Source organism: Stenotrophomonas sp. GW821-FHT09E08 (assembly GCF_059416125.1).
This window is the reverse complement of sequence record NZ_JBWKOO010000004.1, coordinates 266,875-292,747: the sequence shown is the minus strand read 5'-3', so window position 1 is coordinate 292,747 and position 25,873 is coordinate 266,875. Positions and strand designations below refer to the sequence as shown.

At 65.8% G+C, this 25,873-nt stretch carries 22 protein-coding genes; 14 read left to right on the top strand and 8 right to left on the bottom strand.

Annotated features, from left to right (window positions below; genetic code table 11):
• Positions 1-29 precede the first annotated feature (29 nt).
• Both AC07M7_RS08265 and AC07M7_RS08260 read left to right on the top strand, forming a co-directional pair.
• Positions 30-542 (top strand): hypothetical protein, encoded by a 513-nt coding sequence (locus tag AC07M7_RS08265; RefSeq protein WP_495207107.1) that lies wholly within the window; start codon positions 30-32, stop codon positions 540-542.
• Positions 543-615: 73 nt separating this feature from the next.
• Positions 616-2,463, top strand: a complete 1,848-nt coding sequence (locus AC07M7_RS08260; protein WP_495207106.1) for a M3 family metallopeptidase — start codon at positions 616-618, stop codon at positions 2,461-2,463.
• Between the two features lie 25 nt (positions 2,464-2,488).
• Here AC07M7_RS08260 and AC07M7_RS08255 read toward each other — a convergent pair whose 3' ends face one another.
• Positions 2,489-3,160, bottom strand: a complete 672-nt coding sequence (locus tag AC07M7_RS08255) for a VOC family protein (RefSeq protein ID WP_495207105.1) — start codon at positions 3,158-3,160, stop codon at positions 2,489-2,491.
• A 240-nt stretch (positions 3,161-3,400) separates the two neighbouring features.
• Between AC07M7_RS08255 and AC07M7_RS08250 the strand changes: the two genes are divergently transcribed.
• Both AC07M7_RS08250 and AC07M7_RS08245 read left to right on the top strand, forming a co-directional pair.
• Positions 3,401-5,803, top strand: a complete 2,403-nt coding sequence (locus AC07M7_RS08250) for a TonB-dependent receptor plug domain-containing protein (protein WP_495207104.1) — start codon at positions 3,401-3,403, stop codon at positions 5,801-5,803.
• A complete protein-coding gene (locus AC07M7_RS08245) occupies positions 5,803-7,104 on the top strand; it encodes an aminotransferase class V-fold PLP-dependent enzyme (RefSeq protein ID WP_495207103.1) in 1,302 nt (433 codons plus the stop codon). Before AC07M7_RS08250 ends, AC07M7_RS08245 begins: the two co-directional genes overlap by 1 nt.
• Positions 7,105-7,269: 165 nt before the next feature.
• On the opposite strand, the gene AC07M7_RS08240 is transcribed toward AC07M7_RS08245, so the two are convergent.
• Genes AC07M7_RS08240 through AC07M7_RS08225 form a run of 4 tightly spaced genes read right to left on the bottom strand, consistent with a single transcriptional unit; the run spans position 7,270 to position 11,138 of the window.
• Positions 7,270-8,784 carry an aminotransferase-like domain-containing protein gene (locus AC07M7_RS08240; RefSeq protein WP_046984154.1) on the bottom strand — a complete coding sequence of 505 codons (1,515 nt, stop codon included), beginning with the start codon at positions 8,782-8,784 and terminating at the stop codon, positions 7,270-7,272.
• Between the two features lie 9 nt (positions 8,785-8,793).
• Complete coding sequence (locus tag AC07M7_RS08235) at positions 8,794-9,393, bottom strand: DUF6436 domain-containing protein (RefSeq protein ID WP_208043449.1); 600 nt, start codon at positions 9,391-9,393, stop codon at positions 8,794-8,796.
• A complete protein-coding gene (locus AC07M7_RS08230) occupies positions 9,393-9,671 on the bottom strand; it encodes a hypothetical protein (protein ID WP_005414763.1) in 279 nt (92 codons plus the stop codon). The genes AC07M7_RS08235 and AC07M7_RS08230 overlap by 1 nt, the downstream gene beginning before the upstream one ends.
• Before the next feature lie 51 nt (positions 9,672-9,722).
• Positions 9,723-11,138, bottom strand: a complete 1,416-nt coding sequence (locus AC07M7_RS08225) for an aminotransferase-like domain-containing protein (protein ID WP_495207102.1) — start codon at positions 11,136-11,138, stop codon at positions 9,723-9,725.
• A 183-nt stretch (positions 11,139-11,321) separates the two neighbouring features.
• Here AC07M7_RS08225 and cyoA point away from each other — a divergent pair, with 183 nt between their 5' ends.
• The 5 genes from cyoA to AC07M7_RS08200 all read left to right on the top strand — a co-directional run bounded on the left by cyoA (position 11,322) and on the right by AC07M7_RS08200 (position 15,991).
• Entirely contained in the window at positions 11,322-12,227 is a 906-nt protein-coding gene (cyoA, locus tag AC07M7_RS08220) for a ubiquinol oxidase subunit II (protein ID WP_049444335.1), read from the top strand.
• 5 nt (positions 12,228-12,232) lie between these two features.
• Positions 12,233-14,209 (top strand): cytochrome o ubiquinol oxidase subunit I, encoded by a 1,977-nt coding sequence (gene cyoB / locus AC07M7_RS08215; protein ID WP_014038802.1) that lies wholly within the window; start codon positions 12,233-12,235, stop codon positions 14,207-14,209.
• Positions 14,206-14,841 (top strand): cytochrome o ubiquinol oxidase subunit III, encoded by a 636-nt coding sequence (gene cyoC / locus AC07M7_RS08210; protein ID WP_495207101.1) that lies wholly within the window; start codon positions 14,206-14,208, stop codon positions 14,839-14,841. The genes cyoB and cyoC overlap by 4 nt, the downstream gene beginning before the upstream one ends.
• A gap of 1 nt (position 14,842) precedes the next feature.
• Positions 14,843-15,175: a cytochrome o ubiquinol oxidase subunit IV gene (gene cyoD, locus AC07M7_RS08205; RefSeq protein WP_005411473.1), complete on the top strand. Its 333-nt coding sequence runs from the start codon at positions 14,843-14,845 to the stop codon at positions 15,173-15,175.
• Between the two features lie 144 nt (positions 15,176-15,319).
• Positions 15,320-15,991 carry an SCO family protein gene (locus AC07M7_RS08200; RefSeq protein WP_495207134.1) on the top strand — a complete coding sequence of 224 codons (672 nt, stop codon included), beginning with the start codon at positions 15,320-15,322 and terminating at the stop codon, positions 15,989-15,991.
• 180 nt (positions 15,992-16,171) lie between these two features.
• Here the strand turns inward: AC07M7_RS08200 and AC07M7_RS08195 are convergent, their stop codons facing one another.
• Together AC07M7_RS08195 and AC07M7_RS08190 are read right to left on the bottom strand one after the other, a co-directional pair.
• Positions 16,172-16,765 (bottom strand): S8 family serine peptidase, encoded by a 594-nt coding sequence (locus tag AC07M7_RS08195; protein WP_006399785.1) that lies wholly within the window; start codon positions 16,763-16,765, stop codon positions 16,172-16,174.
• Positions 16,765-18,516 carry a S8 family serine peptidase gene (locus AC07M7_RS08190; protein WP_495207100.1) on the bottom strand — a complete coding sequence of 584 codons (1,752 nt, stop codon included), beginning with the start codon at positions 18,514-18,516 and terminating at the stop codon, positions 16,765-16,767. Before AC07M7_RS08190 ends, AC07M7_RS08195 begins: the two co-directional genes overlap by 1 nt.
• A gap of 310 nt (positions 18,517-18,826) precedes the next feature.
• Between AC07M7_RS08190 and AC07M7_RS08185 the strand changes: the two genes are divergently transcribed.
• From AC07M7_RS08185 to AC07M7_RS08175, 3 genes are all read left to right on the top strand, one after another.
• Positions 18,827-19,267 (top strand): DUF2231 domain-containing protein, encoded by a 441-nt coding sequence (locus AC07M7_RS08185; protein ID WP_295380076.1) that lies wholly within the window; start codon positions 18,827-18,829, stop codon positions 19,265-19,267.
• Positions 19,260-20,570, top strand: coding sequence for a PQQ-dependent sugar dehydrogenase (locus AC07M7_RS08180; protein ID WP_495207099.1), 1,311 nt, complete (start codon positions 19,260-19,262; stop codon positions 20,568-20,570). The genes AC07M7_RS08185 and AC07M7_RS08180 overlap by 8 nt, the downstream gene beginning before the upstream one ends.
• Positions 20,571-20,645: 75 nt before the next feature.
• On the top strand, positions 20,646-21,326 hold the full coding sequence (locus tag AC07M7_RS08175; protein ID WP_495207098.1) for a hypothetical protein: 681 nt from the start codon (positions 20,646-20,648) through the stop codon (positions 21,324-21,326).
• A gap of 60 nt (positions 21,327-21,386) precedes the next feature.
• Here the strand turns inward: AC07M7_RS08175 and AC07M7_RS08170 are convergent, their stop codons facing one another.
• Complete coding sequence (locus tag AC07M7_RS08170; RefSeq protein WP_495207097.1) at positions 21,387-22,043, bottom strand: exopolysaccharide biosynthesis protein; 657 nt, start codon at positions 22,041-22,043, stop codon at positions 21,387-21,389.
• Positions 22,044-22,191: 148 nt separating this feature from the next.
• Here AC07M7_RS08170 and yidA point away from each other — a divergent pair, with 148 nt between their 5' ends.
• A complete protein-coding gene (gene yidA, locus AC07M7_RS08165; RefSeq protein WP_495207096.1) occupies positions 22,192-23,025 on the top strand; it encodes a sugar-phosphatase in 834 nt (277 codons plus the stop codon).
• Positions 23,026-23,469: 444 nt separating this feature from the next.
• Positions 23,470-25,788, top strand: a complete 2,319-nt coding sequence (locus tag AC07M7_RS08160; protein ID WP_495207095.1) for a TonB-dependent receptor — start codon at positions 23,470-23,472, stop codon at positions 25,786-25,788.
• The last annotated feature ends 85 nt before the right edge of the window (positions 25,789-25,873 follow it).

Sequence of the window (25,873 nt, the reverse complement as noted above, 5' to 3'; positions counted from 1 at the left end):
AGCGACCGGACCGGATTCAGGATAAGCCCATGCGTCGATATCGTTTCCAGGCACTGCTGATGCTCGCCGTTGGCGTAGCGTTGGTCGCCTGCAGACCTGCGCCGCAGTCGACGCCCACGGAAACCGCACCTGCACGTCCCGCGCCGTCGTCCACGGCGGCAGCGATCCAGCCCGCACCGATGCCTGCCAGCAGTGAATGCCCGTACCCGGACTTCGATGCGTTCCTGAAGCACTTCGGCAACGAGATCACCCTGCAGGAGAAGGCCACCGCCGATCCGCTGCTGGACAGCTACATCGACGCGGAGGCCGAGCCGGAACCGCGCAAGGTGGAAAGCCGGTTGGCGCTGGCCGATGTGGAGTGGCCGGTGATGCCCGATCCTGCCGCGCTGGCCGGGCAGGGCCGCGAAATGCAGGTCAGCACGCTGGCTGACGGGCAACGCCAGGTGCAGATCCGCACGCCGGACAGCAGCGACCAGCAGACCTACACCTTCACGCAGGCGCCCTGCTGGGCGCTGGTCAAGCGTGAGGATGAGTCGATCTGAGGCCCGATCCGGCACAGGCACGGCGGGGCAGCGGCTGCTAGGCTCGAAGCCTGGTCCAGGCAGGGAGACGCCGATGCAGGTTTTCAGGAAGCACGCCACCACCACCGCCATTGCCGCCGTATTGGCGATAGCCCCCTTCAGCGGCGCTCAGGCACAGTCGGTGCACGCCGACGATCGCGCCTACTTCGCCAAGGCCGCGGCCGAACAGACCGCGCGTGATGCGCTGGGCAAGCGCGTCGAGGCCCTGCAGCACGCTTCCACCCTCGCGCCCGTGGAACGCTTCCAGCAGGCCGAGGTATTGGAAGCGCAGTGCCTGCGTCATCTCGCCTACCTGCATCTGCAGTCCGCCCGCAACGCACGTGATCATCGTCCGGCACAGGCGATGGAGCAGGCAATGGGGCTGTGCAGCCGCATCGCCCGCACTGGTCGCGCCGCCCTGCGCGCGGCGCCTGCGGACGCGGCGTGGGCCGCGCCCTACGCTTTCCTGCGCGCGCGTGGGCTGAAGGAGGCTGCCGCTCCGGCCAATGCCGCGCTGGACGAGGCGGTGGATGCGCTGGCCGATCCGGCGTTGGACAGTTTCGCGCGCCTGCGTGGGCAGATCCTGCGCAGTGCCGAGTACCCGCAGATCGAGCGTGATGGTCGGCACTGGGATGCTGGGCGCGACAAGCGGGCACTGTCGCTGCAACCGGATCGCGCATTGCGCGAGGCGGGCTGGAAGGGCTACTGGCAGGGGCTGCAGTCGCGCCGCGAGCCAATGGCCTCGGTGCTGTTGGGGCTGGTACAGGTGAACGACGCCGCCGCACGCCTGCAGGGCGATGGTTCGGCGCCAGCACGTGGCTACCAGCGCATGGGCCTGGACACCGCCGCAGTGGATGCAACGCTGGTAGCGATCGAACATCACGCCGGCGACCGCCGCGCCTATCAGGACATGCTGCTGCACCACGCTGCGCGATCCGGCATCGACGCGCCGCAGATCTGGGACACCACGCTGCCAGATGCCGGCTATACGCCACCGGTGCTGACGCTGGCGCAGCTGCGCGACAACGCCGCCGATGCCATGCAGCATCTGGGGCCTGCGTACGTCGCCGAACTGCGCGCGCTGCTCGATCCGGCCAACCAGCGTATGGATCTGGCCACCGAACGCGGTGACCGCAGCCAGGACGCGTTCTCGGTGAGCGCTCCCGGTGTGCCGGCGATGTTGTTCGTTGGCGTGCGTAGCGGTGATCTGGAAAGCGATGTCGAGATCGCACATGAAGCCGGTCATGCCGTGCATGGTGAATGGATGCAGCGCGGTCATGCGTCGCCGCTGCAGCGCAATGGCAGCCAGTGGCTGGCCGAGGCGTTCGCGATCTACAACGAGCTGCGCTTCCGCGACCAGCTTTACCAGCAGGCACAGGATCCGCGTGCCAAAGCTTATTATCTGAAGTCACTGCTGGACGACATGGTGCTGCAGCTGTTCACCTCTTCCGAGGAAGCGCAGCTGGAGCAGTCGATCTATCGCGGCGTTGCCGCAGGCACGTTGGGTACCGCCGACGATCTGGATGCGCTGACCGGCCAGGTGCTGGCGCGCTTCGGCCAGCAACCGGAGCGCTATCCGCAGCTGCGCAACAGCTGGATCGCCAAGCGCCTGATGTATGAAGATCCGAACTATCTGGTGAACTATCTGTATGCGGGCCTGCTGGCCGTGCAGCTCTATGTGCAGGACCAGCGCGATCCGGAAGGGTTCCGCCAGCGCTATCTCGGCGTGCTGGGCGAGGGCTTCGACCGCGCGCCGCAGGAACAGGTGGCACAGCTGCTGGGCCACGCACCGGATTGGCAGGCCCTGGTGGACGCGGATCTGCAGGTCTTCAACCAGACCGCCGCGCAGCTGCAGGCGCTGCATGCGCAGATCGAGGCGGGGCAGGGCACGCGCGTGCAGTAGCGCGCATCACGCTTGGATCGTCGCCTCAGGTCGATGCGACGCGCCAGCCTAGTGCGACGTCGCAGAGCTCTCCGATGCCGGCGACATCTCCCACCCGCAGCTGCAGGCCCTGCGCATTGGGCAGGTCTTTCTGCTCGGGGAACCAGCGGCGATCGGCAGCGACCACGATCAGCAGGCCCTCGTCGTCGCCCATCGGCGCGAACTGCGGCGAGGCCGTACTGATCGGTTCCAGACCGAAACGCTGTTGTGATTGTGCCCGCACGGCATCGACATCGTGGCTGGGCAGGCCGACTTCGCTCAGGCAGGTCAGCTCGCTGCCATGGAACGCGCCTTCGCGCGCGCTGGCCGGCAAACGGCGGCGGCCGATCAGTTCCAGGATCAGGCCGTCAGGGCCGGTGAAGTACACCGACTGCGACTGCCAGCTGCTCTCCAGCGCGAAGTAGTCCAGTCCCGCCGGATTGCGTTGCAGCGGCGTGCGCTCACGCAACCAGGTCATCGCCTCGCTGAAGCGGTTGTCCGGTACGTTGAAGGCCAGGTGCACGCCACCGACAGGGTGGTCACCCGCCGGCTGCAGTTCGATCGTGCTCCAGCCGATGTGCACATGATTGCCGACCACGCGCTGCTGCAGTACATCGTGGAAATACGCGGCGACGGTGGCGACGTCGGATGCCGGCAGGGTGAGGTACAGCAGGCGCATGATCGATCCTCCGTGGACGCACCCACTGTAGCGCCGGGCCATGCCCGGCGGCCACTAGCGCAGGGACAGGCCAAAGAGCCGCAGCGCCGCGTCCACTGCCTGCGCGTGCGCCCGTGCGGCATCAAGCTGTCGTACTGACGTCATGGCTCCTTCACACATCGCGCCGACACTGCGCGCCTTGTCCAGGCCTGTTGTGTCCGCACAGGTGCTGGCCCTGTCGCGTCCTCCCGGAGCCCTGCCGTGCATCGTTCGAAGCTTTCGCGTTCCATCCTCCTTGCCCTTTCCATGGCCAGCGCAGGAGGCGCGATCGCAGCGGAGGCCGATGCGGTTGATGCCGCGGGCAGCAGCCGTGCGGCGCCCACCCAGCTCGACGCGATGCTGGTCACCGGCACCCGCGCCTCCAACCGCACCCAGTTCGAAACGCTGGCGCCGGTGGACGTATTCACCAAGGAAGACATCAAGTCCGTCGAGACGACCGATCTGAAGGACGTGCTGGCGCAGCTGGTGCCGTCGTTCGTGGTGCAGCGCCTGCCGATGGCGGATGGCCAGGTGTTCGTACGCCCGGCCACGCTGCGTGGCCTGTCGCCGGACCAGACGCTGGTGCTGGTCAACGGTCGCCGCTTCCACCGCAGCGCGCTGCTCGGCAACCGTGGCGCGCAGGCGGCTGACCTGGCACAGATTCCGACCAGTGCGATCAAGCGCATCGAAGTGCTGCGCGATGGTGCCTCGGCGCAGTACGGTTCGGATGCCATCGCCGGTGTCATCAACATCATTCTCGAAGATGGCCCCGGTACCGAGATTACTGCCGGCTACTCGCAGTACGCACAGGGCGATGGCGCCTCGCGCGACTTCAGTGCACGCACCGGCTGGTCGCTGGGTGACTACGGCAGCCTGGTGCTGTTCGCCGAATCGTCGAACTCCGACGCCACCTCGCGCACCCGCCAGCGCCCGGATGCGATCGCCTTCCAGGCTGCACATCCGGAGCTGGACGTGCCCAACCCGGTACAGCGCTGGGGCCAACCGGAACTGGAAAGCCGCCGCGTCGGCTTCAACGTGAAGGCCAACGCCAGCGACACGCTGGAGCTGTATGCGTTCGGCCTGTACAGCCACAGCGATGGCGTCAGCGATTTCAACTGGCGCAATCCGGATACCACCACCGGTGCCTACCGCACTGCGGCGATCTTCCCCGGTTGGAACCTGCGTTCGATCTATCCGGTGGGCTTCAGCCCGCAGTACGGCAACGTCCAGAACGACCTGCAGCTGGTCGGTGGCCTGCGTGGCGAGATCACGCCCAAGCTGCGCTGGGATGTCAGCGCCTCGTACGGCCGCAACGCGATCGACTACAGCCTGAAAAACTCGATCAACGCCTCGCTCGGCCCGGCCAGCCCCACCGCATTCGATCTCGGCCGCCTGACCCAGACCGAGAAGAACGCCAACGCCGACTTCAACTACGAGTGGGACGTGGCTGGGCTGTCCAAGCCGATCAACGTCGCCTTCGGTGGTGAGTTCCGCCAGGAGACCTACCAGGTGCGTGCCGGTGATCCGGCCTCGTACGCGGTGGGCCCGGGCGCAGCGGCAGGCCTGGAGGCCAATTCCAACGGCGCGCCGGGCTTCTCGGCCAGCCAGGCCGGGCAGTGGAGCCAGCGCAGCAAGGCCGCCTACGTGGATATGGAAGTGCCGCTGGGCGAGCGCTGGAGTATCGGTGCGGCCAGCCGCTATGAAGACTTCTCCAGTTTCGGCAGCACGCTGGACGGCAAGCTCTCGGCGCGCTTCGCGATCACCCCGGATCTGGCCCTGCGTGGCACGGTGTCCACCGGCTTCCGTGCGCCGACACCCGCGCAGCTCAACACCACCAGCACCACCCAGGGCCTGGATACGCGCACGCTGCAGATCTTCACCAGTGGTCGTCTGTCGCCGAACGATCCGCTGGCGCAGCTGCTCGGCGCCAGGCCGCTGAAGCCGGAGGAATCGCGTACCGCGTCGCTGGGCTTGACCTGGCGCACCGACCTGGGCCTGTCCGGTTCGGTGGACGTCTACCAGATCAAGCTCTCCGACCGCTTCAGCCAGTCGGCCAGTTTCGCCATTCCGGCTGGTACTCCCAATCCGCTGGGCTATACCTCGGTGAACTACTTCACCAATGACTTCGATACCACCACCACCGGCGTGGACGTGGTCGGCAACTACCTGCGCGATCTCGGTGCCGGCCGTATGACGCTGACCCTGGCCTACAACTACAACCGTACGCGAGTGGACAACGGCAGCACCTCGGTGGCCACCAATGAGACCCAGCGCGTGTTGTTCGAAGATCGCCTGCCCGAGCACAAGGGCAGCCTCACCGGCAGCTGGGACATCGGTGCCTGGTCGTTGATGGCGCGCATGCGCTACTACGGTGCCTGGACCGACGCCAGCGGCAATGCGGTGGGCGATATCTACCAGCGCTTCGGCGCGATGAGCTTCCTCGACCTCGCCGTGGGCTATCGCATCAACGAGCACCATAGCCTGCGCGTCGGCGCCGACAATGTGCTGGACCGCTACCCGGACGAGGCGGTCTTCCAGGCCAGCCGTGGCCTGGTCTACTCGCGCAACGCGCCGTATGACACCGACGGTGCCAACCTGTACGCGCAGTACCGGCTGAGCTTCTGATGGACAGCCGCCGCCGTAACCTGCTGCGAGCCGGTACCCTGCTGCCGGCCGCAGCCGCACTGTCTTCACTGCCCGCCACGGCCGCCGCGCGCTACGCTGCGCCCATGCAGATTCCCGCAACGACCGTGGCGCCGGACGTGCTGGCCCGCGATGAAGGCTACTGGGCCGCTGTGGCCAGCCACTTCGACATCACCGATGAAGTGAACCACCTGGAAAACGGCTACTGGGGTGCGATGGGCCGTGAGACGCTGGCCAGCTACCAGCGCCACACCGCCGAGGTGAACCGTGGCAACGCCTGGTACGGCCGTCGTGAGTTCCCGGCGCAGTACATGGCCGTGCATCGGCAGGTGGCCGACATGCTTGGCGTCGGCGCCGCCGAGATCGCGCTGACCCGTGGCGCCACCGAAGCGATGCTCGCGCTGATCGGCGGCTACAACCGGCTGGCTGCAGGCGACCAGGTGCTGTACGCCGACGTCGACTACGACAGCATGATCAACGCGATGCGCTGGCTGCAGCAGCGTCGTGGCGTGCAGGTCGAGCGCATCGCACTGCCGGTGGTGCCCACCCATGAGCAGATCCTGCAGGCCTACGATGAGGCGTTCGCGCGCCTGCCGCGCCTGAAACTGGTACTGCTGACCCAGGTCAGCCACCGCCATGGGCTGGTGCTGCCGGTGGCCGAGCTCGCCGAGCGTGCGCGGGCGCGCGGCATCGATGTGATTGTCGATGCTGCACATGGCTTTGGCCAGATCGACTACGCGGTGCCGGACCTGAAGGCCGATTTCGTTGGCATCAACCTGCACAAGTGGATCGGCGCACCGGTGGGCGTGGGCGCGATGTACGTGCGCAAAGGACGCGTGGCCGACCTGGATTCGTACATGGGGGAGACCGACGACGGCCGCGTGGGCAGTCGCGTGCACACCGGCACGGTCAACTTCGCGGCCTATCTGGCGCTGCCGGAGGCCATCGCGCTGCATCAGCGCATCGGCGCAGCGAACAAGCAGACGCGGCTGCGCTACCTGCGTGAGCGTTGGACGGTGGCGGCGCGGCAGATGGCGCATATCGAGGTGCTGTCGTCACCGGATCCGGCGTTGGCCAGTGCATTGGCCAGCTTCCGCCTGCGGGGGCGCACCAGCGTGGCCGACAACATCGCGTTGCAGAAGCGCCTGCTGGATGAGCATCGCGTGTTCACCACCCATCGCGACGGGTTGGAGTCCGGCGCGTGCGTGCGGGTGACACCGTCGGTGTTCACCCGTCCGGAGCAGATGGATGCGCTCGTGCAGGCCCTCTCCGCTCTGGCCTGACCCTGCTCTGGTAGGTGCCAACCTTGGTTGGCACATTCCGTCCGCGCCGGCGAATCCCCCGCCGGGCATAGCCCGGCGCTACCGCATCCCGGGCGCCGCGCATCCACGCATGGCGTGGATCTACGGCTCTGGTAGGTGCCAACCTTGGTTGGCACTTCCTTGCGCCTACCGCTCGATCGCCGGCAACGCATCCGACAACAACAACCGGTCGATTCTCCGCAGCGCGCTTTCCAGCTGCCGGCGGTCCGCGGCCAGTCCCAGCGACAGCCGCACACCGCTCTGATGCAATACCCCCGGCGGACAGAACGCCGATGACGGCGCGATCGCCAGCCCCTGCAGCTGTGCGGTACGCACCAGGGTGGCATCGGTCCACGGTGCCGGTATCCGGCACCAGGCATGCAGCCCTTCCGCGCGCTGCAGCAGCGAAGGCGCAAGCAGATATCGCGCCAGGCGCACGCGTTCGCGCGCCTCGGTGCGCACCTGCGCCAGCAGTGACTGCGCCGAACCATCCAGCAGCAGCTGGCTGGCCAACGCCGAGACCAGCGGATGGCCCATCAACCGCGTCGCTCGCAGTGCGGCCGTCATCGCCTCGGCATGCGCGGCGCTCGGGCAACGCACGAAGGCGGTGCGCAGGCCGGGGCTGATCACCTTCGACAGCGTCGCCACGTAGAACACGTGACGCGGTGCCAGGGTTGCCAGCGGTGTCGGCGCATCTTCGGCGAGATGCCAGTAAGGATCGTCCTCGATCGCCAGCAGGCCTTCGCTTTCCAGCGCGCGCGCCAGCGCTTCGCGCCGATGCAGCGGCAGGGTCAGTGCGGTCGGGTTCTGGCAGGTGGGATTGAGATAGACCAGCCGCGCACCGCTTTCGCGTGCCAACCGCACCAGCGCTTCGGGGCACATGCCGTGCTCGTCGCTGTCCACCGGCAGCAAGCGCCGACCGAGTGCGGCGGCCGCCTGCAGCAGGCCCGGATAGACCAGCGCATCGCACAGGATCGCGTCGTCGTCGCGTCCCTGGCTGACCAGGATCGACGCCAGCGCCACCTGTGCACCCTCGGTCAGCAGCAGGCAGGCATCGTCCACCGCGCCCAGCATCGGCTGCAGCCAGCGCGCCGCTGCGTGGCGGTCGGTGGGGTTGCCACCGCCCAGGTGATAGGTCATCAGGTTCGGTGCGTTGCTGCGTGCGAGTACGGCGGCCGCGCCACGCCGCAGCGTTTCGGCCAGCGCATCGGCGTCGGGCACCGGCGGCACGTTCATGCTCAGGTCCACCACCTGGTCGAAACCGGCCTTGGGTGGTGCGATGAAACTGCCCTGCGGTCCACGCGCTTCGATCAGGCCGCGCTTGCGCGCTTCATCAAAGGCCCGCGTCACCGTGGTCAGGTCGATGCCGAGCTGCTGCGCCAACGCGCGCTGCGAAGGCAGGCGCTGGCCCGGTGCGAGACCACCGCGGCGCACCGTGCGTTCCAGCGAATTGACGATGCGCAGGTAGATCGGCCCGTTGTGCGCGAGCACGTCCTGCACCCATTCGCGTGCTGCGACATCCGGTCGCGGCATGTACGGAGCATGTCGGGGCGTATCGTTGCTTCCAACGGCGGGAGCCTGTCCATAACCATCGGTCGGTTCGGACAGGTGACCGCCGTTGTTGTTTGCGGCGGCCACGCCGGCCAGTGTCAGTGATGTCATTGCGCGTCCTCAGCGCTTGGCCTGCCACGGGCAGTAGCAGCCCACGGCAAGCAGTCCTTTCGGGCGCACGGTCTCACCGCGTACCAGTCTGTCCAGTAATGGTTCGACGAAGCTGTTGGCCGAGTTGCAGACCATGCCGATGCTGTAAGGGCCGGCGTAGGCGAGGTGGCCCTGGCGATCCCAGATCGCGACAGCGGGGCTGGCCGGGATGTGTTCGATGCCGTCGATGGTCGGCAGGTTGATCACCTTGTTGCTCAGCGGCTCGGGCAGCTCGCCCTGGGTACCCGGGCGGCGGATCGCATAGAAGTCGATGCCGGCGCGGCGGTACATGCTGATCAGGTAGCTCAGGTGCGCACCGGTCTCGCGGTTGCACACGCCGCAGGCCGGGTCCCAGAAATGCACCACGCGGATGCGGCCGGTATCACCGGCCAGGTCGGCCGGCAGGCGCAGCTGAGAATCGTCGAAGACGATGGCCTGTTCGGTGAAGGTGGACTGCGCGCTGTAGCCGAAGTACTGCCACAGCGCAGCCGCGACGCCGGCCATGAACAGGCAGGCGAGGGCGATCATCGTCGGCAGCAGCCAGCGGCGACGCGGCGCGGCTGCGCCCATCAGGAATCTTCCCGGCCGAACTTGTGCACGTACTGCTTGCGCATCTCGCGGCAGGAATCGGCCTGGGCGCGGCGCTGGATCTCGCTACGCGACGGATCCTCGCTGCGCTGCACGCATTGCTCGATGGCGTGGCGTTCGGCGGCCTGTACGTCCACGGTCTGCGGCTGCAGGCAGACCCAGGCCAGCGCGGCCAGCATCAGCACCACAAAGCCGCCGCACCCGGCCATCACCAGGTGGAATTTCAGTTTCTCGGCGCGCATCGATGCACGTCCCTTCATCCATACATTGCATACAAAATATCATTTTGTATGGATAAAGCGCCATGCCGTTCAGACGATGGCGTTGTGGCGGGCCTCGGGGGCCTCGGACAGGATCTCGTTCAGCTTGGCCAGCGCCCCGGCCAGCGCGCCCTGGTCAACTGCGCCGCCCAACGACAAGCGGATCGCGTTGCCCGGAGGTGGCTCTTCCACGCTGAAGGCATCGGAGCTGGCGATGCCCAGCCCCTGTTCCTGCGCGGCCTGGATCAGCCGGTACTGGTCCAGCCGTGGCGGCAGCGGCAGCCACACATGCAGGCCGGCCGGATGCGCTTGGGCACGGGCGGGCAGATAACGGGCGGCAATGGCCTGACGCTCGCGCAGCTCCTGCTGGAAGCGCTGAACCATGTCCTGTGCCAAGCCGCTGCGGATCCACTGCGAGGCCACCGCCACCATCGACTGGGTCGGCATCAGCGCGATCGCGCGCAGGGCGTCCAGCACCGGTTCCATCGGCTCGCCGGCCGGCACCACCAGATAGGCGGTGCGCAGGCCCGGGGCCAGGCACTTGGACAGGGTGGAGATGTAATAGACCGGGCAGCCGGCATCGCGGTGGGCGGCCAGCGGCGGTGCGGCGTCACCGGCCAGCAACCAGTAGGGATCGTCTTCGATCACGGTCAGATCGTGGCGCTTCGCGATCGTCAGCAGGGCCTGCCGGCGCTGTGCCGACATCGTCGCCGTCGTCGGGTTCTGGATGGTCGGCACCAGGTACAGCAGGCGCGGGCGCCGCAGCTGGCAGGCCTCTTCCAGCGCTTCAGGCAGCATGCCTTCGGCGTCCATCGCCACTGGCACCACGCCCCGCTGCAGCACGCGCGCGGCAGCCAGCAGGCCCGGGTAGGTCAGCTGCTCGGCGGCGATCAGCTCGCCCGGCTGGGTGCGGGCCAGAATCAGCGCGCACAGCGCGGTCTGCGCGCCGGGACAGATCACCACCTGGTCGGCACCCACCGTGCCCAGCATCGGCGCCAGCCACTGCACGGCGGCGGAGCGGTCCTCACGGGTGCCGGCGCCGACGTGGTAGCTCATCAGTTCGCCCTGGCCCAGCTGCTGGCCGACGTGCTGGAAGCCGGTCTCCATGCCCTGCGCGAACGGCGCGCTGCCCAGCAGCGGCGGGATGTTCATGCTCAGGTCGACCGAGGTGCTGCGGTTGCCGGCCGACAGCGCGATGAAGGTGCCACCGGCGCCCTGGGCGTCGAGCAGGCCGGCCTGGCGCAGCTCGGCGAAGGCACGGGTGACCGTGGTCAGGTCCACGCCGACCTGCTGGGCCAGGTCGCGCTGCGGCGGCAGCCGGTCGCCCGGGCGCAGCACGCCGTCATCCACCGCCTCGCGCACCTGCTGGGCAATCTGCAGGTACAGCGGGCCGGCGCCTTCGCGGAAGGGGCGAACCCAGGTGCGATTGGGGTGTTTCAGGCGGCGGCCGGCGGCAGGTGGCGTCATCGGTCAGTTTTTTCCATACGTGCAGATGCACAAGTCCATACAATGCTGTATCTTGTATGGGCTTGATTGGAGTGGTTCGCCTGCTTGTAGGCGACCTCGTACCCACAGTGTAGCCGCTCCACGCCCGGGCGCTGCGCGCAGGCGAGCCGGTCAAGCGCGCTTCTTCAACAGGGTTGACCTCCAATGAATATCTGCTGGAACCGCATCCGCCTGGCGCTGGTCGCCCTGGCCTGCGTCGGCCTGTCGGGCTGTGACTGGGTGCTGCTGGATTCGAAGGGCATGGTCGGGCTCGCCCAGCGCGACCTGATCCTGATCTGCATCGGCCTGATGCTGATCGTGGTGATACCGGCCATCGTGCTGACCTTCGTGTTCGCCTGGCGCTACCGCGCCGGCAATACCAAAGCGAAATACATGCCTGACTGGTCACACTCCACCAAGGTGGAGATCGTGGTCTGGGGCGTGCCGCTGATCATCATCGCGGTGCTGGCGGTGATCGTGTGGAAGTCGACCCACGAGCTGGACCCGTACAAGCCGCTGGACGTGGCCGGTGAGCCGCTGCACGTGGACGTGATCGCCACCGACTGGAAGTGGGTGTTCGTGTACCCGGACCTGGGCATCGCCACGGTCAACCAGCTCAACTTCCCGGCCAACCGCCCGCTGGCGTTCAACATCACCTCCAACTCGACGATGAATACCTTTTTCATCCCGCAGCTGGGTGGGCAGATCTATGCGATGGCCGGCATGCGCACGCAGCTGCACCTGATCGCCAACGAGCCCGGCCAGTTCCGCGGCATGTCGGGCAACTACAGCGGGCATGGCTTCTCGAACATGAAGTTCATCGCCACCGCCAGCAGCAACGAAGACTTCGAGCGCTGGGTGGCCGAGGTGCGCAGTGCGCCGCAGGCGCTGGATTTCAACCAGTTCAAGGCGCTGGCCGCGCCGTCGAAGAACGCACCGGTACAGCACTTCTCCAGTGTTGAACCACTGCTGTTCAAGAAGGTCATCGACCAGTTCATCGGCGTTGGTGAGAACACCGCTGCTGCGACCCCGGCGGGCGCTGCCGGTGGTGCCCAGGTTTCCCAGGAGTAACGAACATGTTGGGTAAATTGACGTGGGAGGCCGTGCCGCTGCACGAGCCAATCGTCGTGGTCACATTGGCGGCCATGGTGCTGGGTGGCCTCGCGCTGCTTGGCGCGGTGACGTACTTCAAGCTGTGGGGCCCGCTGTGGCGTGACTGGTTCACCACCGTGGACCACAAGAAGATCGGCATCATGTACGTGGTGGTGGCGCTGGTCATGCTGGTGCGTGGCTTTGCCGATGCGCTGATGATGCGCGCGCAGCTGGCGGCGGCTGGCCCGGGCAGTGATGGCTTCCTGCCACCTGAGCACTACGACCAGATCTTCACCGCGCACGGCGTGATCATGATCTTCTTCGTAGCCACCCCGTTCGTGGTCGGCCTGATGAACATCATCGTGCCGCTGCAGATCGGCGCGCGCGACATGGCGTTCCCGTTCCTCAACGCCTTCAGCTTCTGGATCTTCGTGGTCGGCGCCGCGCTGATGATGATCTCGCTCGGCGTTGGCGAGTTCGCCATGACCGGCTGGGTGGCCTATCCGCCGCTGTCGGGCATCGAGTTCAGTCCAGGGGTCGGTGTCGATTACTACATCTGGGCGTTGCAGGCTTCGGGCATCGGCACATTGCTGACCGGCGTCAATCTGTTCATCACCATCCTGCGCATGCGTGCGCCGGGCATGACCCTGATGAAGATGCCGGTGTTCACCTGGACCGTGCTGGTCACCAGCGTGATCATCATCGCCGCCTTCCCGATCCTGACCGTGGCGCTGGGTGCACTCACCCTGGACCGTTACCTGGACTTCAACTTCTACACCAACACGTTGGGTGGCAACCCGATGATGTACGTGAACCTGGTGTGGGCCTGGGGCCACCCGGAGGTGTACATCCTGGTGCTGCCGGCGTTCGGCATCTTCTCTGAAGTGACCGCCACGTTCGCGCGCAAGAAACTGTTCGGCTACAAGTCGATGGTCGGCGCCACGCTGGCAATCGGCATCCTGTCGTTCATCGTCTGGCTGCACCACTTCTTCACCATGGGCTCCGGTGCCAGCGTCAATGCCTTCTTCGGCATCATGACGATGATCATCGCCATCCCCACCGGCGTGAAGATCTTCACTTGGCTGTTCACCATGTATGGCGGCCGCGTGGAGTTCAGCGTGCCGATGCTGTGGACGATCGCCTTCCTGGTCACCTTCACCATCGGTGGCATGACCGGCGTGCTGCTGGCCATCCCGGGCGCGGACTTCCTGCTGCACAACAGCCTGTTCCTGGTCGCGCACTTCCACAACACCATCATCGGTGGCGCGCTGTTCGGCTACCTGGCCGGCTTCGCCTACTGGTTCCCGAAGGTGTTCGGCTTCACCCTCAACGAGCGTCTGGGCAAGTGGTCGTTCGCCTGCTGGGTGATCGGTTTCTACCTGGCCTTCATGCCGCTGTACATGCTCGGCTTCATGGGCATGACCCGCCGCATGAACCAGTACGACAACCCGGCGTGGACGCCGTACCTGATCGCCGCCTTCATCGGTGCACTGTTCGTGTTCGCGGGCATCATCCTGATGCTGGTGCAGATCTACGTGAGCGTGCGCGACCGCAAGCGCAACCTGGACCTGACCGGCGACCCGTGGAACGCACGCACGCTGGAATGGGCCACGCCGTCGCCGCCGCCGTTCTACAACTTCGCCGTGGTGCCCAAGGCCGATGAGCTGGACGCCTTCCACGAAGCGAAGAAGCGTGGCCTGCCGCCGCCGCCGAAGAAGTACGCACCGATCCACATGCCGAAGAACACCGGCGTGCCGCTGATCCTCAACATCTGGATCCTGGTGCTGTGCTTCGCCCTGGTCTGGCACATCTGGTGGATGGCCGCGGCCAGCTTCATCGCGATGATCGTGACCCTGATCGTGCGGTCCTACGACGAGGACGTGGATTACTACGTCAGTTCCGAAGAGGTGGCGCGCACCGAAGCGGCCAGCCTTGCCAAGCTGAAGGAGGTACGCGCATGAACCTGTTGACCCGCCCGGAGCTGGCCAGCGACACGCAGGCGCACGAGGACCACCACGAACACGACCACTGCCACGAACAGGGCGGCATGAAGGTGTTCGGCATGTGGGTCTACCTCATGTCCGATCTGGTGCTGTTCGGTTCGCTGTTCGCCTCGTACGCGGTGCTCAGCACCGCCTACGCAGGCGGCCCCACCGGCAAGGACCTGTTCTCGCTGCCGTTCGTGATGGCCGAGACCTTCCTGCTGCTGGTCTCCAGCATCACCTATGGCCAGGCCGTGCTGGCGATGCATCGCCACGACACCTCGGCAGTGCTGCGCTGGCTGGGCGTGACCTTCGTGCTCGGTGCCTCGTTCATCGGCATGGAGATCTACGAGTTCTCGCACCTGATCCATGAAGGCGCAGGCCCCAGCACCAGCGCCTACCTGTCGACGTTCTTCGCACTGGTCGCCACCCACGGCCTGCACGTGGCCAGCGGCCTGATCTGGATGGCGGTGGTCATGCACCAGGTCTACAGCCGCGGCCTGACCCCGACCAACATCACCCGCGTGTCGTGCCTGAGCCTGTTCTGGCACTTCCTGGACCTGGTGTGGATCTGCGTCTTCACCTTCGTCTACCTGATCGGAGCCTTCTGACATGGCCCACGTCGAAACCTCGCGCGCCGGCAATGCGCACGGTTCCACCAAGTCCTACCTGATCGGCTTCGTGCTGTGCGCGCTGCTGACCGTGGTGCCGTTCGCACTGGTGATGAATCCGGTGCTGTCGCGGCCGCTCACGCTGTTCCTGCTGGTCGGCTTCGCGGTGGCGCAGATCCTGGTGCAGCTGGTCTATTTCCTGCACATGGACCGCAAGTCCGAAGGCGGCTGGAACCTGGCCAGCTTCGTGTTCACCCTGGTGATCCTGTTCATCATCGTCGCGCTGTCGGTGTGGATCATCTGGAGCATGCACTACCACATGATGATCAACTGACCGTGGCCGGGGTGATCGGCATGGACCGCGCGATCACCCCGGCACCTCCGTCCTCTTTCCCCCCAAGGGCAGGCCTGACCGAGACCCCGCCCGCGTCTGCGTTGGTGGTACCCCGTGAAGCGTCCTGCTGCTGTTGTCCGTTCGTTGTTCTCTCCCCGTTTCCGCCTGCCGCTGCTGGCAGGCCTGGCCATCGGCCTGCTGGCCGGCTGCAGTGCGCAGTCGCGCATGGACTTCTATTCCAAGGACATCGCCTGCGAAGAGCTCGGCCAGCAGTGGTCGATGCCCGACAGCCACGACACCCTGCGCGGCCCGAAGGACCTGCAGGGGCAGGTGACCTATCTGTTCTTCGGTTTCACCAGTTGCCCGGATGTCTGCCCGACCACCATGGTCGAGCTCAGCCAGGTCAAGCACCTGATGGGCAAGGATGCCGACCAGCTACAGGTGGTGTTCGTCAGCGTCGATCCCGCACGCGACACGCCCGAAGTCGCCCGCACCTATGTGGAAGCGTTCGACCCCAAGGCGATCGCACTGGTCGGCAACGAAGCACAATTGGCCGCGATGGCCAGCGACTTCAAGGCGTTCTATGAAAAGGAACCTGGCCAGGTGCCGGAGACCTACACCATGAGCCACATCGCGGGCGGTTACGTATTCGACCGCCAAGGCCGCCTGCGCCTGTTCGCGCCCTATGGCATGCCGGTGGACAAGCTGTTCTCCGACGTGCAGCGCCTGCTGCTGGAGCCGGCCCATCCAGCCGCCGGCAACGACGCACTGGCCAGCTGCCACCTCAAGCAAAGCGACACGCTCGCTGCCCGGTAGTCCCGGGCCATGCCCGACTGATACCAACCGTTCGTTGCGCCCGCTGCCCCGGTAGCCGTCGACCTTGGTCGACACGCGATGAATGAATCTGGTGGGTGCCGACCGTTGGTCGGCACACCCCCAAAACCAATCCCCCGGCCGGCCAGGAGAGCCAACCGACCGGGGGCACCACTCAACGCCTTACTTGGTTTCTTCCCACTGCACCACGTCCGGCTCGGCCGCCTTGATGCCGGCGGTCGACAGCAGCTTGGTGGTCGCATCCAGCGCCGCGTTCACCGACGGGTACTCCACAATCGCGCGGCCCGAGGCCTTGGACACCTTCACCACGGTGCCGCCGGTGGCGGTGGCCGCACGCTGCGCCGAAGCCGCATCGGTGAAGAACACCTTGACCCGCGAGGTCGCCACGACTGGCGCGCCATCGTTGGAGACAGCGGCCGCAAACTTGCTGGCACCGGCATCCGCACGTGCGGCCACACCGGTAGACGCGTCGGTGGACCGCTTGCTGCGGGTGCCGACGGCCGCAGCGCTGGCATCAGCCCCGGTGGTGATCCGGAACTGACCGCCGCTGGCCTGCTGCACGGTTGCCGACGGCGCCAGCTGGAAGCGCGAGCCGCCCACATTGAACGAACGGCCAGTGGCCTCCGCCTTCAACTGCTGCGTGTCTACGGTCGACAAGGTCTTCGCCGGAGGTGTCTGGCCCGAGCTCTGTGCCCAGGCGGTGGTGGTCATCGCCGCCAGGGCGAGGGTGCTCAACAGAATGGTCGTCTTCATCATCAGTGCCCCAGAACGCGGATCTTGAAGAATTCGAGGTTGCCACGCGATGCAGCGTTCGCGGCCTGCCCCAGGTCGGTTACTTCCAGTGTCCAGGTGCCCGTGGCGTTCTCATCCAGGAAGGCATTGCTGGACAGCAGGTCCCAGTTGGTGAAGTTGCGCTGGACACCTTTGAGGCCAGAGCCGATCGCGGTGAATGCCGGCTGCACCACGCTGCGCGTGCCACTGGGCGAAACCAGCACGAACTGCAGCTGGCGGGTATTGCTGTGATTGACCCGGAAGCCCAGCTGCACGCTTTCGATGTTGCGCGCGCCATTGGCCAGCTGGAAGGTCAGGCGTGCAGCGGCGGCCGAGGTATTGCCGATGGCCACGGTGCGCGTCGTACTGCGCCAGTCGCTGTCCACCAATGCACCCAGCGACTGGAAGTTCTCCGCTACCTGCACCGCGCGCGCGGCGTTGACTACGCCGAAGCCGTACCAGTTGCTGTAGGCGCGGCCGGCGGCATTCACCGTCCAACCCGGCACCAGCACGCGGCCATCGGAGTGCGTTACCGCAGCCTGGTTCGGATCGGTCCGGTTGGCGGTGGTGGCCAGGATGTACTTCACATCGCGGTAGGACAGGTTCGGATTGGTTTCCAGCACCAATGCCGCCACGCCCGACACCATTGGCGTGGCCGCCGAGGTGCCGCTCATCTTGCCGGTGTAGTTGCAGGTGCTGTCGATGGCGGACTGGTCGCCGTCCAAGGTGTTGCGCAGGCTCGTGTTTTTGTTGCTGCCCTGCGCGCAGCCGGTGACGTCGGTGGTGAGAATGGCAGGATCGTAGCCAATCGCCAGCTCCCCCGGCACGACCTGCCGCTGCCAGCCTTTCTCGCCGCCAAAGCCGGACACCCATAGTGCCGAGCCGGTGGACGAGTAGGACGAGCGTACGCCATCGGCACGCACGGCGGCAACGGTGATCACGTTGAACAGGTTGTTGCGCGGATCCCGGCCTGCCGGAATGCAACCCGTGTTGCGGTTCTTGGTGTCTGCCGAGCAGATGTCGGTGCCATCCGTGCGTGCGCCGTTGTTGTGGTTGTTGCCGGCGGCTTTCACGTAGATGCCACCGCGCCCGCCACGGGTGCCGGACATGGCCTGCTCATAGGCGGTGATGTCGTTCTCGCTGTGGGCCAACGGCAGGTTGGGGTTGCCCGGGCCTGAGCCCCAACTGTTGTTGAAGACGCCCACGTCGGCCACTTCGGCGCCGTCCCACCACGAGTACTCGATGTTGGAACTCGAATTGCCCTGGGCATTGGACGCCAGGAAATTGAAGCCCTTCAGGGTGGCCGCCGAGGCCACGCCGCGCACGCCCAGGTTGTTGGCGCCCACCGCACCGGCGATGCCGCCGACCATGGTGCCGTGATAGTCGCGGTCCGGATTGGACGGTGAAGGGTTGTTGCTCTGGTTGGCGAAGTTCTTGCCTGCGACCGCCGCGACGTTGGCGGCCAGGTCCGGGTGCGCGATCTGCAGGCCGTCATCGACGATGGCGATGGTGACGCCCTGGCCACGGATGCCATTGCGGAACAGGCCATCCACGTTGAGATCGTTGCCGGCCACCGGCAGGGTATCGCCCAGTACGGCCTGTCCGGTGTTGAGCAGATGCCACTGACGCCCGGCCAGTGGATCGGCCTGCTGGGCCTGGGCGGTGACGGCCAGGCTGCCCAGGACCAGGGCAGTGGCCAAGGCCAGACGCGCGGAGCGTTGCGTGTGTCGCTTCATACACGAATCCTTCTGTTGTGAATCGGCATGGCAGGACGGCGGGGCGGAACTGCCCCATCGCAACAATCCAAACGCGACACAACGAACAACCCCCTACCTCTTCACACCCGCAATCTGCAGATGTGCCAATTGCGTCACAAACACTTATGCCGTGGGGTAATGACGACTGCCGTGCCCCGCATCTGGTAGGTGCCAACCTTGGTTGGCACGCGTATACACGCATGGCGTGGATCTACCCGGCATCGTCGCGCGCCCTCACATCCGGCTGTGCTACTACAGCCCGTGCACCCTTCCGCATCAGAGCACGATGATGGTCAACCCTCTGGCCCAGGCCCATCGCGGCCTCGGCACCACGCTGTTCAGTCTGCTGAATCCGATACCGTTCGGCTTCTTCGTCGGCGCGCTGATCTTCGACGCGATCTATCTCAACAGCGCCGAGGTGATGTGGGGCAAGGCCGCCGCCTGGCTGATCACCTTCGGCCTGCTGATCGCCATCGTGCCGCGGCTGATCAACCTGTTCACGGTCTGGCGCCGCAACGGCACCGCCACGCGCATCGACCGCATCGACTTCTTCCTCAACCTGGTCGCAGTGGTGCTGGCCATCTGGAATGCCTTCGTGCACAGCCGCGATGCGTATGCCGTGGCGGTACCAGGCACGATCCTGTCGGCGCTGACCGTGGCCCTGATCGCACTGGGCCTGATCCTGCTGTCGTTGCAGCCGCCGGTGCTGCAGGGAGGTCGTCATGGCTAAGTACATCCTGCCCACCGTGGGCGCCCTGGCGTTGGCCGTGATGCTGTCGGCCTGCGCCGCCAAGGCTGAATACCATCCCGCTGACCAGTCCGGTGCACAACCGCCGTTGCCGGCACCGAAGAACTTCCTGATGCCGCCGATGCAGGTGCCGCGCGGCGTGGGTTGGGCCGACGGCCAGTCACCCAAAGTGGCCGAAGGCCTGAAGATCGAACGTATCGCCGCCAACCTGCTGCATCCGCGGCGGTTGCTGACCCTGCCCAATGGCGATGTGCTGGTGGTGGAAGGCAATGGCCCCGGCGAAGAGCCAGTCACCACGCCCAAGCAGTGGATCGCCGGCAAGGTGAAGGCGCGCTCGGGCAAGGCCGGCAAGGGCGGCAACCGGGTCACCCTGCTGCGGCGCACGCCGGGCACGAACACCTGGACCCAGCATGTCTATATCGAAGGGCTGCACTCGCCGTTCGGCATCCAGCTGATCGGTGACACGCTGTACGTGGCCAACACCGGCAACATCATGCAGTACCACTATGTGCCGGGCGAAACCCGCATGTCCGACAAGGGCCGCGAGTTCACCGACCTGCCCAGCACCATCAACCACCACTGGACCAAGGAACTGCTGGCCAGCCGCGATGGCAGCAAGCTGTACGTGGGCGTGGGCTCCAACAGCAACATCACCGAGAACGGCCTGGCCGTCGAATACCGTCGCGCGGTGGTGCTGGAAGTGGACGTAGCTACCCGTGGCAGCCGCATCTTTGCGTCGGGCATCCGCAACCCGACCGGGCTGGATTGGGAGCCGAGCACCGGCCAGCTGTGGGCCGTGGCCAACGAGCGCGACGAGATCGGTGCCGACCTGGTGCCGGACTACCTCACCTCGGTGAAGGAGGATGGCTTCTACGGTTGGCCCTACAGCTACTACGGCCAGCATGTGGACGAGCGCGTGCAGCCGCAGCGGCCGGACCTGGTGGCCAAGGCGATCGTGCCGGACTATGCCATCGGCTCGCACGTGGCACCGCTGGGCCTGTTGTTCTACACCGGCCAGGCACTGCCGGCGCAGTACCACGGTGGCGCCTTCATCGGCGAGCACGGCAGCTGGGATCGCTCGCCGCTGAGCGGCTACGAAGTGGTCTACGTACCGTTCAAGGACGGCAAGCCGACCGGGCGGCCGCAGACCGTGGTCAGCGGCTTCGCCTCGAAGGACGAGAAGACCCTGATGGGCGCGCCGGTAGGTATGGCCATGGACGCCCAGGGTGCACTGCTGATCGCCGACGACGTGGGCGACGTGGTGTGGCGGGTGTCTGCACGATGAAGGCCGCTGGCTGGCACGGGATGACCCAATGCTGGTCATTTCGTTACGATGCTCCCCGTCGATAGGGAGCATCGTATGAAGTTGAATCATGAAACGTCCAACGTGGCCGCGTTCAGCAGGAACCTGGAACGCGAGCTGGAGAACCTGGGGCATAGTGCCTACATCGCGCCAACCGACCATCAGGATGTTCGGCTGGGTGCGGACGTGCTTGCCTCAGATGGCCGGAACTTCTCGCTGATAGAGTTCAAGGATGAGAAGCGCGATGCAGCCACTGAAGCAAGAAAGCCGCGCAGGAAGAAGCTGTGCCGCCTCCTGGATGGGTGGTCTGACATCCATGCAAGCTGCCATCTGATCGGCTGGCGATCGACCCAGGGGGCCAATATCGAGTTTCCCGTGAGGAGCTACGGAACCTATGTCTGTACTCCAGCGATCATCCAACTTCCTCAGGCTGATATCACCTTCAGCAGCTCCATCTCCATCCAGTGCGAGACGGTCCAGGAGTTTGCACAGGCGATGGTGTCGCAGAAGGTCGGAGTCGACTTTCAGAGTTTCAGGGACTACGTGCGATGGCTGCTGTCACTGGACGATGACACCGACGATAAAGGCGAAAGTGACGATGCCGACGACGTCGAACTGCTGATGTGTTGTGTCGTCGGCGGTAAGCTGTACACCAAGGAGTTCGCAAACCTCGCCGAACTCAAGCTCTGGATCGACAACGCGCCCGGCCCCAGCCCGCGTAGAACCTTTGTGATGTGACGTGCGTCCGCGCCCACCGTGGCGCGGCCTTGCCCGTATGCCCGACCCCGCAGCCGAGTATCAGATTGAGTTGCCACGCAGCCCGCTGAACACCGACTCGGCGGCAAACCCCACGCCACCCAGCAGCACGCCGAAATACACCACCGTAGCCACCACGAAACCATAACCAGCCGCCACCGCCGCACCATCGCGCTGGATGAAGCCAATCGCAAACGACATCAGCGCCAGTGCCGGCAACGTATTGCTGAAGGGAATCGGCCCGGCCGGGGCCATCAGCAGCAGGGTCGCGAACACCAGCATCAGGTTGTTCAGGCGCATCATCCTCTTCGAGCGCACCATCACCGCCAGCCGCATCGGCTGTGACAGGCGCTCCATGCGGTGCACCCATTTCAGCGCACGGCCGAGGTTGGCCTTCAGCTTGTCGGTGGCGATCTCGCGGCGCGCCAGCTTCTGCGGCACCCACAGCGGGCGGTTGCGCACGCGGCTCAGGCCGATCAGCAGGATCGAGGCACCAAACACGGTACTCAGCCCGGGAATCGACACCGGGATGATGAAGATGGCCGAGAGCAGGATCACGATCAGCAATAGGCCCTCATCGCCCAGCGCGCTGAGCAGGGTACCGACGCTTACCTGGTCGCCGGGCAGCTCGTCGATCATCTGCTCGATCTGCTTGGCCAGGGGCGCGCTGTCATTGGTTTCGGGGGCACGGTAGGTCATGCGTCGCAAGGTTCTCCAGGGAAGGGCGGTCAGCGGGCCGTCCTGCGGTGGGGGACGCACAGGCTCCCGCAGTATCCCGGCCAACGTGGGCAAAGAGGTGAACCGGGCATGAGGGGTAAACTGGCGTGCCCCGCACGAGCTGAACGCAATGGACATGGGCCGCAGGCAATCGACCATCGAACTGGTCGCCATCGACATGGATGGCACCCTGCTGGACCCCACCCACACGCTCACCTCCCGGGCCAAGCAGGCCATCGCGCAGGCGCGCGCGCTGGGCGTGCATATCGTGCTGACCAGTGGCCGCCCGGTTCCCGGCTTGGCGCCGTTCCTGCATGAGCTGGGCATCACCGGCGACGACGACTACTGCATCGCCTGCAATGGCGGCCTGGTGCAGCGCATCGGCACGCGCGAAACCGTGGTCGAGTATCCGCTCAGCTTCGACGACTTCCTGTTCTGCGAGCAGGTGGCCCGCGAACTGGGTGTGCATTTCCAGGCGTTGGACAGCCAGCGCATGTATACGCCCAACCAGGACATCAGCTACTACACCGTGGCCGACTCGCATCTCTCGCGGATGCCGCTTTCCTACCGTCGCGTGGAAGACATGGACCCATCGATGTCCTTCATCAAGCTGATGATGATCGACGCGCCGGACGTGCTGGATGTCGCCATCGCGCGCCTGCCCAGCGAACTGACCGAGCGCTTCGCGGTAATGAAGAGCGCACCGTTCTTCCTGGAAGTGTTCGACCACCGTGCCGGCAAGGGCCCGAGCCTGCAGAAGCTGGCCGAGCACCTGGGTATCGACCGCGGCAACGTGATGGCGATCGGCGACCAGGAAAACGACCTGACCATGCTGCAGTACGCCGGTACCAGCGTGGCGATGGGCAATGCCATCGACGCAGTGAAGGCGGTGGCGCGTTTTGAAACCACGAGCAATGCCGATGAAGGCGTGGCGCGCGCCATTGAGCGTTTCGTCCTGCAGTAACCGCGCGTCCAGCTGCCCCGGTAGGTGCCAACCTTGGTTGGCACACGCAAACGGCACGCGCCGACCAAGGTCGGCCCCCACCACGCCCCATCCGCCCAAGGTGGTTGCCAACCTTGGTTGGCACACGCAGACGGCAAGCGCCGACCAAGGTCGGCCTCCACCACGCCGGGGTTATACCCACGTATAGCCCACCCATCCCCACCGCCATCGGCGCTGTACCACGGTGCAATGGCGGATGCGGCACTGCGATGCAAGAATTTCGCACGTCGAAATCACGCCATCGAATCCTGAGGCAGAGGATCGTCTTCCTCTGCCACTGACCGGCGCGCACTGCGCTGTCACTCCCTCAACGCAATCGCACCGCCAGCCAGGGCGCCGACACCGGTGCTGCAACGCGCTGGGCGTGCGCCTGCGCCGCTCTCTCCCTGCACCCTGGATCTGCCCATGAACACCCCACCCACGACGCGCCTCGCCCTGGCCATCATCACGGCCATCACCGCACCTGCGTACGCCGCAGAAACGCACGATGCCGCGCACGACACGCCCACCACGCTCAACGCCCTGCAGGTGATCGCCACACCGCGCGGCGCGGCCGTAACCCCGACCCAGGTGGTCGGCCCCAACCGCTACATCATCAAGGCCGAAGACCTCGACGCGATGGTCACCGGCAACAACGGCCTGGCCATGCTCAAGCAGGTGCCGGGTGCCAGCTACACCGCCACCGACGGGCTGGGTCTGGATATCTCCGCCACCAGCCTGTTCGTGCGCGGCTTCCGCATGAACGAAATGGGCATCACCTTCGAAGGCGTTCCGCTGAACGACAACGGTTTCCTCTCGCTCACCGGCACCAGCGTGGTGAACGTGGGCGTGCCCGATGGCATCGGCGCGATCACGGTCAGCCCCGGTGGCGCCCCGGTCAGCGTGTTCTCCAGCAGCGTCAACGGCGGCAGCCTGGAATATCGTCTGCGCGACCTGCAGGACACGCCCAGCCTGCGCGTGAAGCAGGGCGTGGGCAGCAACAGCACGCTGGTCACCACCGTGTCCGGCCAGAGCGGCCAGCTCGGTGAGCACGGCCCGAAAGTGCTGGTCGACCTGCAGCGCGTGTCCGCCGACAAGTACCAGGGCGAGGGCACGCAGAACTTCCTGCGCGGCGACCTGAAGCTTCAGCAGGACGTCGCCTGGGGCGATTTCACCGTGTTCCTGTCCGACAGCAAGGCCAAGGTCTGGGGTTACAACAACATCTCCTTCGACATGATCCGCAAGCTGGGCTGGAAGGCCGACATCTTCTATCCCGATTATGCGTGGGCGTGGTACGTGGCCTCGCCGGAGAATGCGGACAAATCCTGCGGCGCCTACACCTGCGGTGAGCTGTCCGAACTGATCCCGTACGACACCGGCCAGATCACCCGCGACCGCGTGTCCTCGATCAACCATCGCTTCCAGATCACCCCGGCCCTGAGCGGCAACGTGCAGCTGTACAACGCGAACAGCCATACGCAGGCCACGCTGACCGACCCGACCGTACCGTCGCCCAACGGCGCGCCATTCTCCGAACAGGTGCAGACGCCGCGCCTCAACCGGCTGGGCGGCATGGTCAACCTGCAGTTCGAGACCGGCGCGCACACCTTCACCGCCGGTTTCTGGCAGGAGAAGAGCAAGGCCGCAGCCAAGACCGAGTGGTACCAGCAGCCACTGCTGGGCGAGGGCCCGCCGCTGAAGGCCACCGGTCCGTTCGATGTGTACGGTCCCGCGTTCAAGACCGACAACGCATCGAGCTGGGTGACCCGCTCGCGCCAGTTCTATCTGCAGGACGACATCGTGTTGAACGACACGCTGAAGCTGGGTGTCGGCTTCAAGGCCGTGGACTTCCGCACCAGCGGTGGCGGCCTGGGTGATGCCAAGGACCGGCCGGTGAACGGAACGCTGCGTGCGAAAAGCAACTTCCTGCCGCACGTCTCGCTGTTCTGGAGCCCGACCGAATCCACCGATGCCTTCATCGACCTGGCCAATACCATGAACGGCTATCGCGTCGCCCAGCGCGGCAACATCGGCTACACCGCCTCGGCGTGGACCATCACCGACCAGGAAGAGTTCGACCGCGTGGCCGGCACGCTGCGCCCGGAGAAGAACTGGAACCTCACCGTGGGCGCATCGCATCGCTTCGACCGGCTGACGATCACCGGCGATGTGTTCTACAACGACATCCGCAATCGCCTGCTATCGGCCGCCATCGGCACCCAGTTCGCACAGATCAATACCGTGCGGTTGATGCCGAAGATGCACGTGATTGGTGCCGACCTCGGCATCACCGCCGACCTGACCGACCACCTGCAGTTCTACCAGGGCGTGGCCGTGGCCCGTTCGTACTACGACAGCGATTTCGTGGTGGGCGACATGGTGTACCCGATCAAGGGCAACGCCCAACCGGGCTACCCGCAGATCTCGCTGGTCAGCGACCTGTCCGCGCACTTCGGTGACTGGCGCTTCGGTGCCACCAGCACCTCCTACCTGCGCCAGCCCTTCACCTACGAGAACGACATCCGCGTGCCGACCTTCTGGCAGGTCAACACCTATGCCGCCTATCGCTTCGGTGCGGACAGCGTGGTGCCCGGCCTGGAGCTGCGGCTGGACGTGAGCAACCTGTTCAACCGCCACAACATCGGCACTGCCACCATCGCCGGCTCGTCGTTCTCGGGGGACTACCAGACCCTGCAGCGCAGCGCGCCCCGGCAGCTGATGTTCAGTACCTCGATGACCTTTTAAGTAGATCCACGCCATGCGTGGATGCACTTGGCGGTCCCCAGGCAGGTGCTCAGATCCGCCCAGAAACCCGCCTTGCGCAAACAAC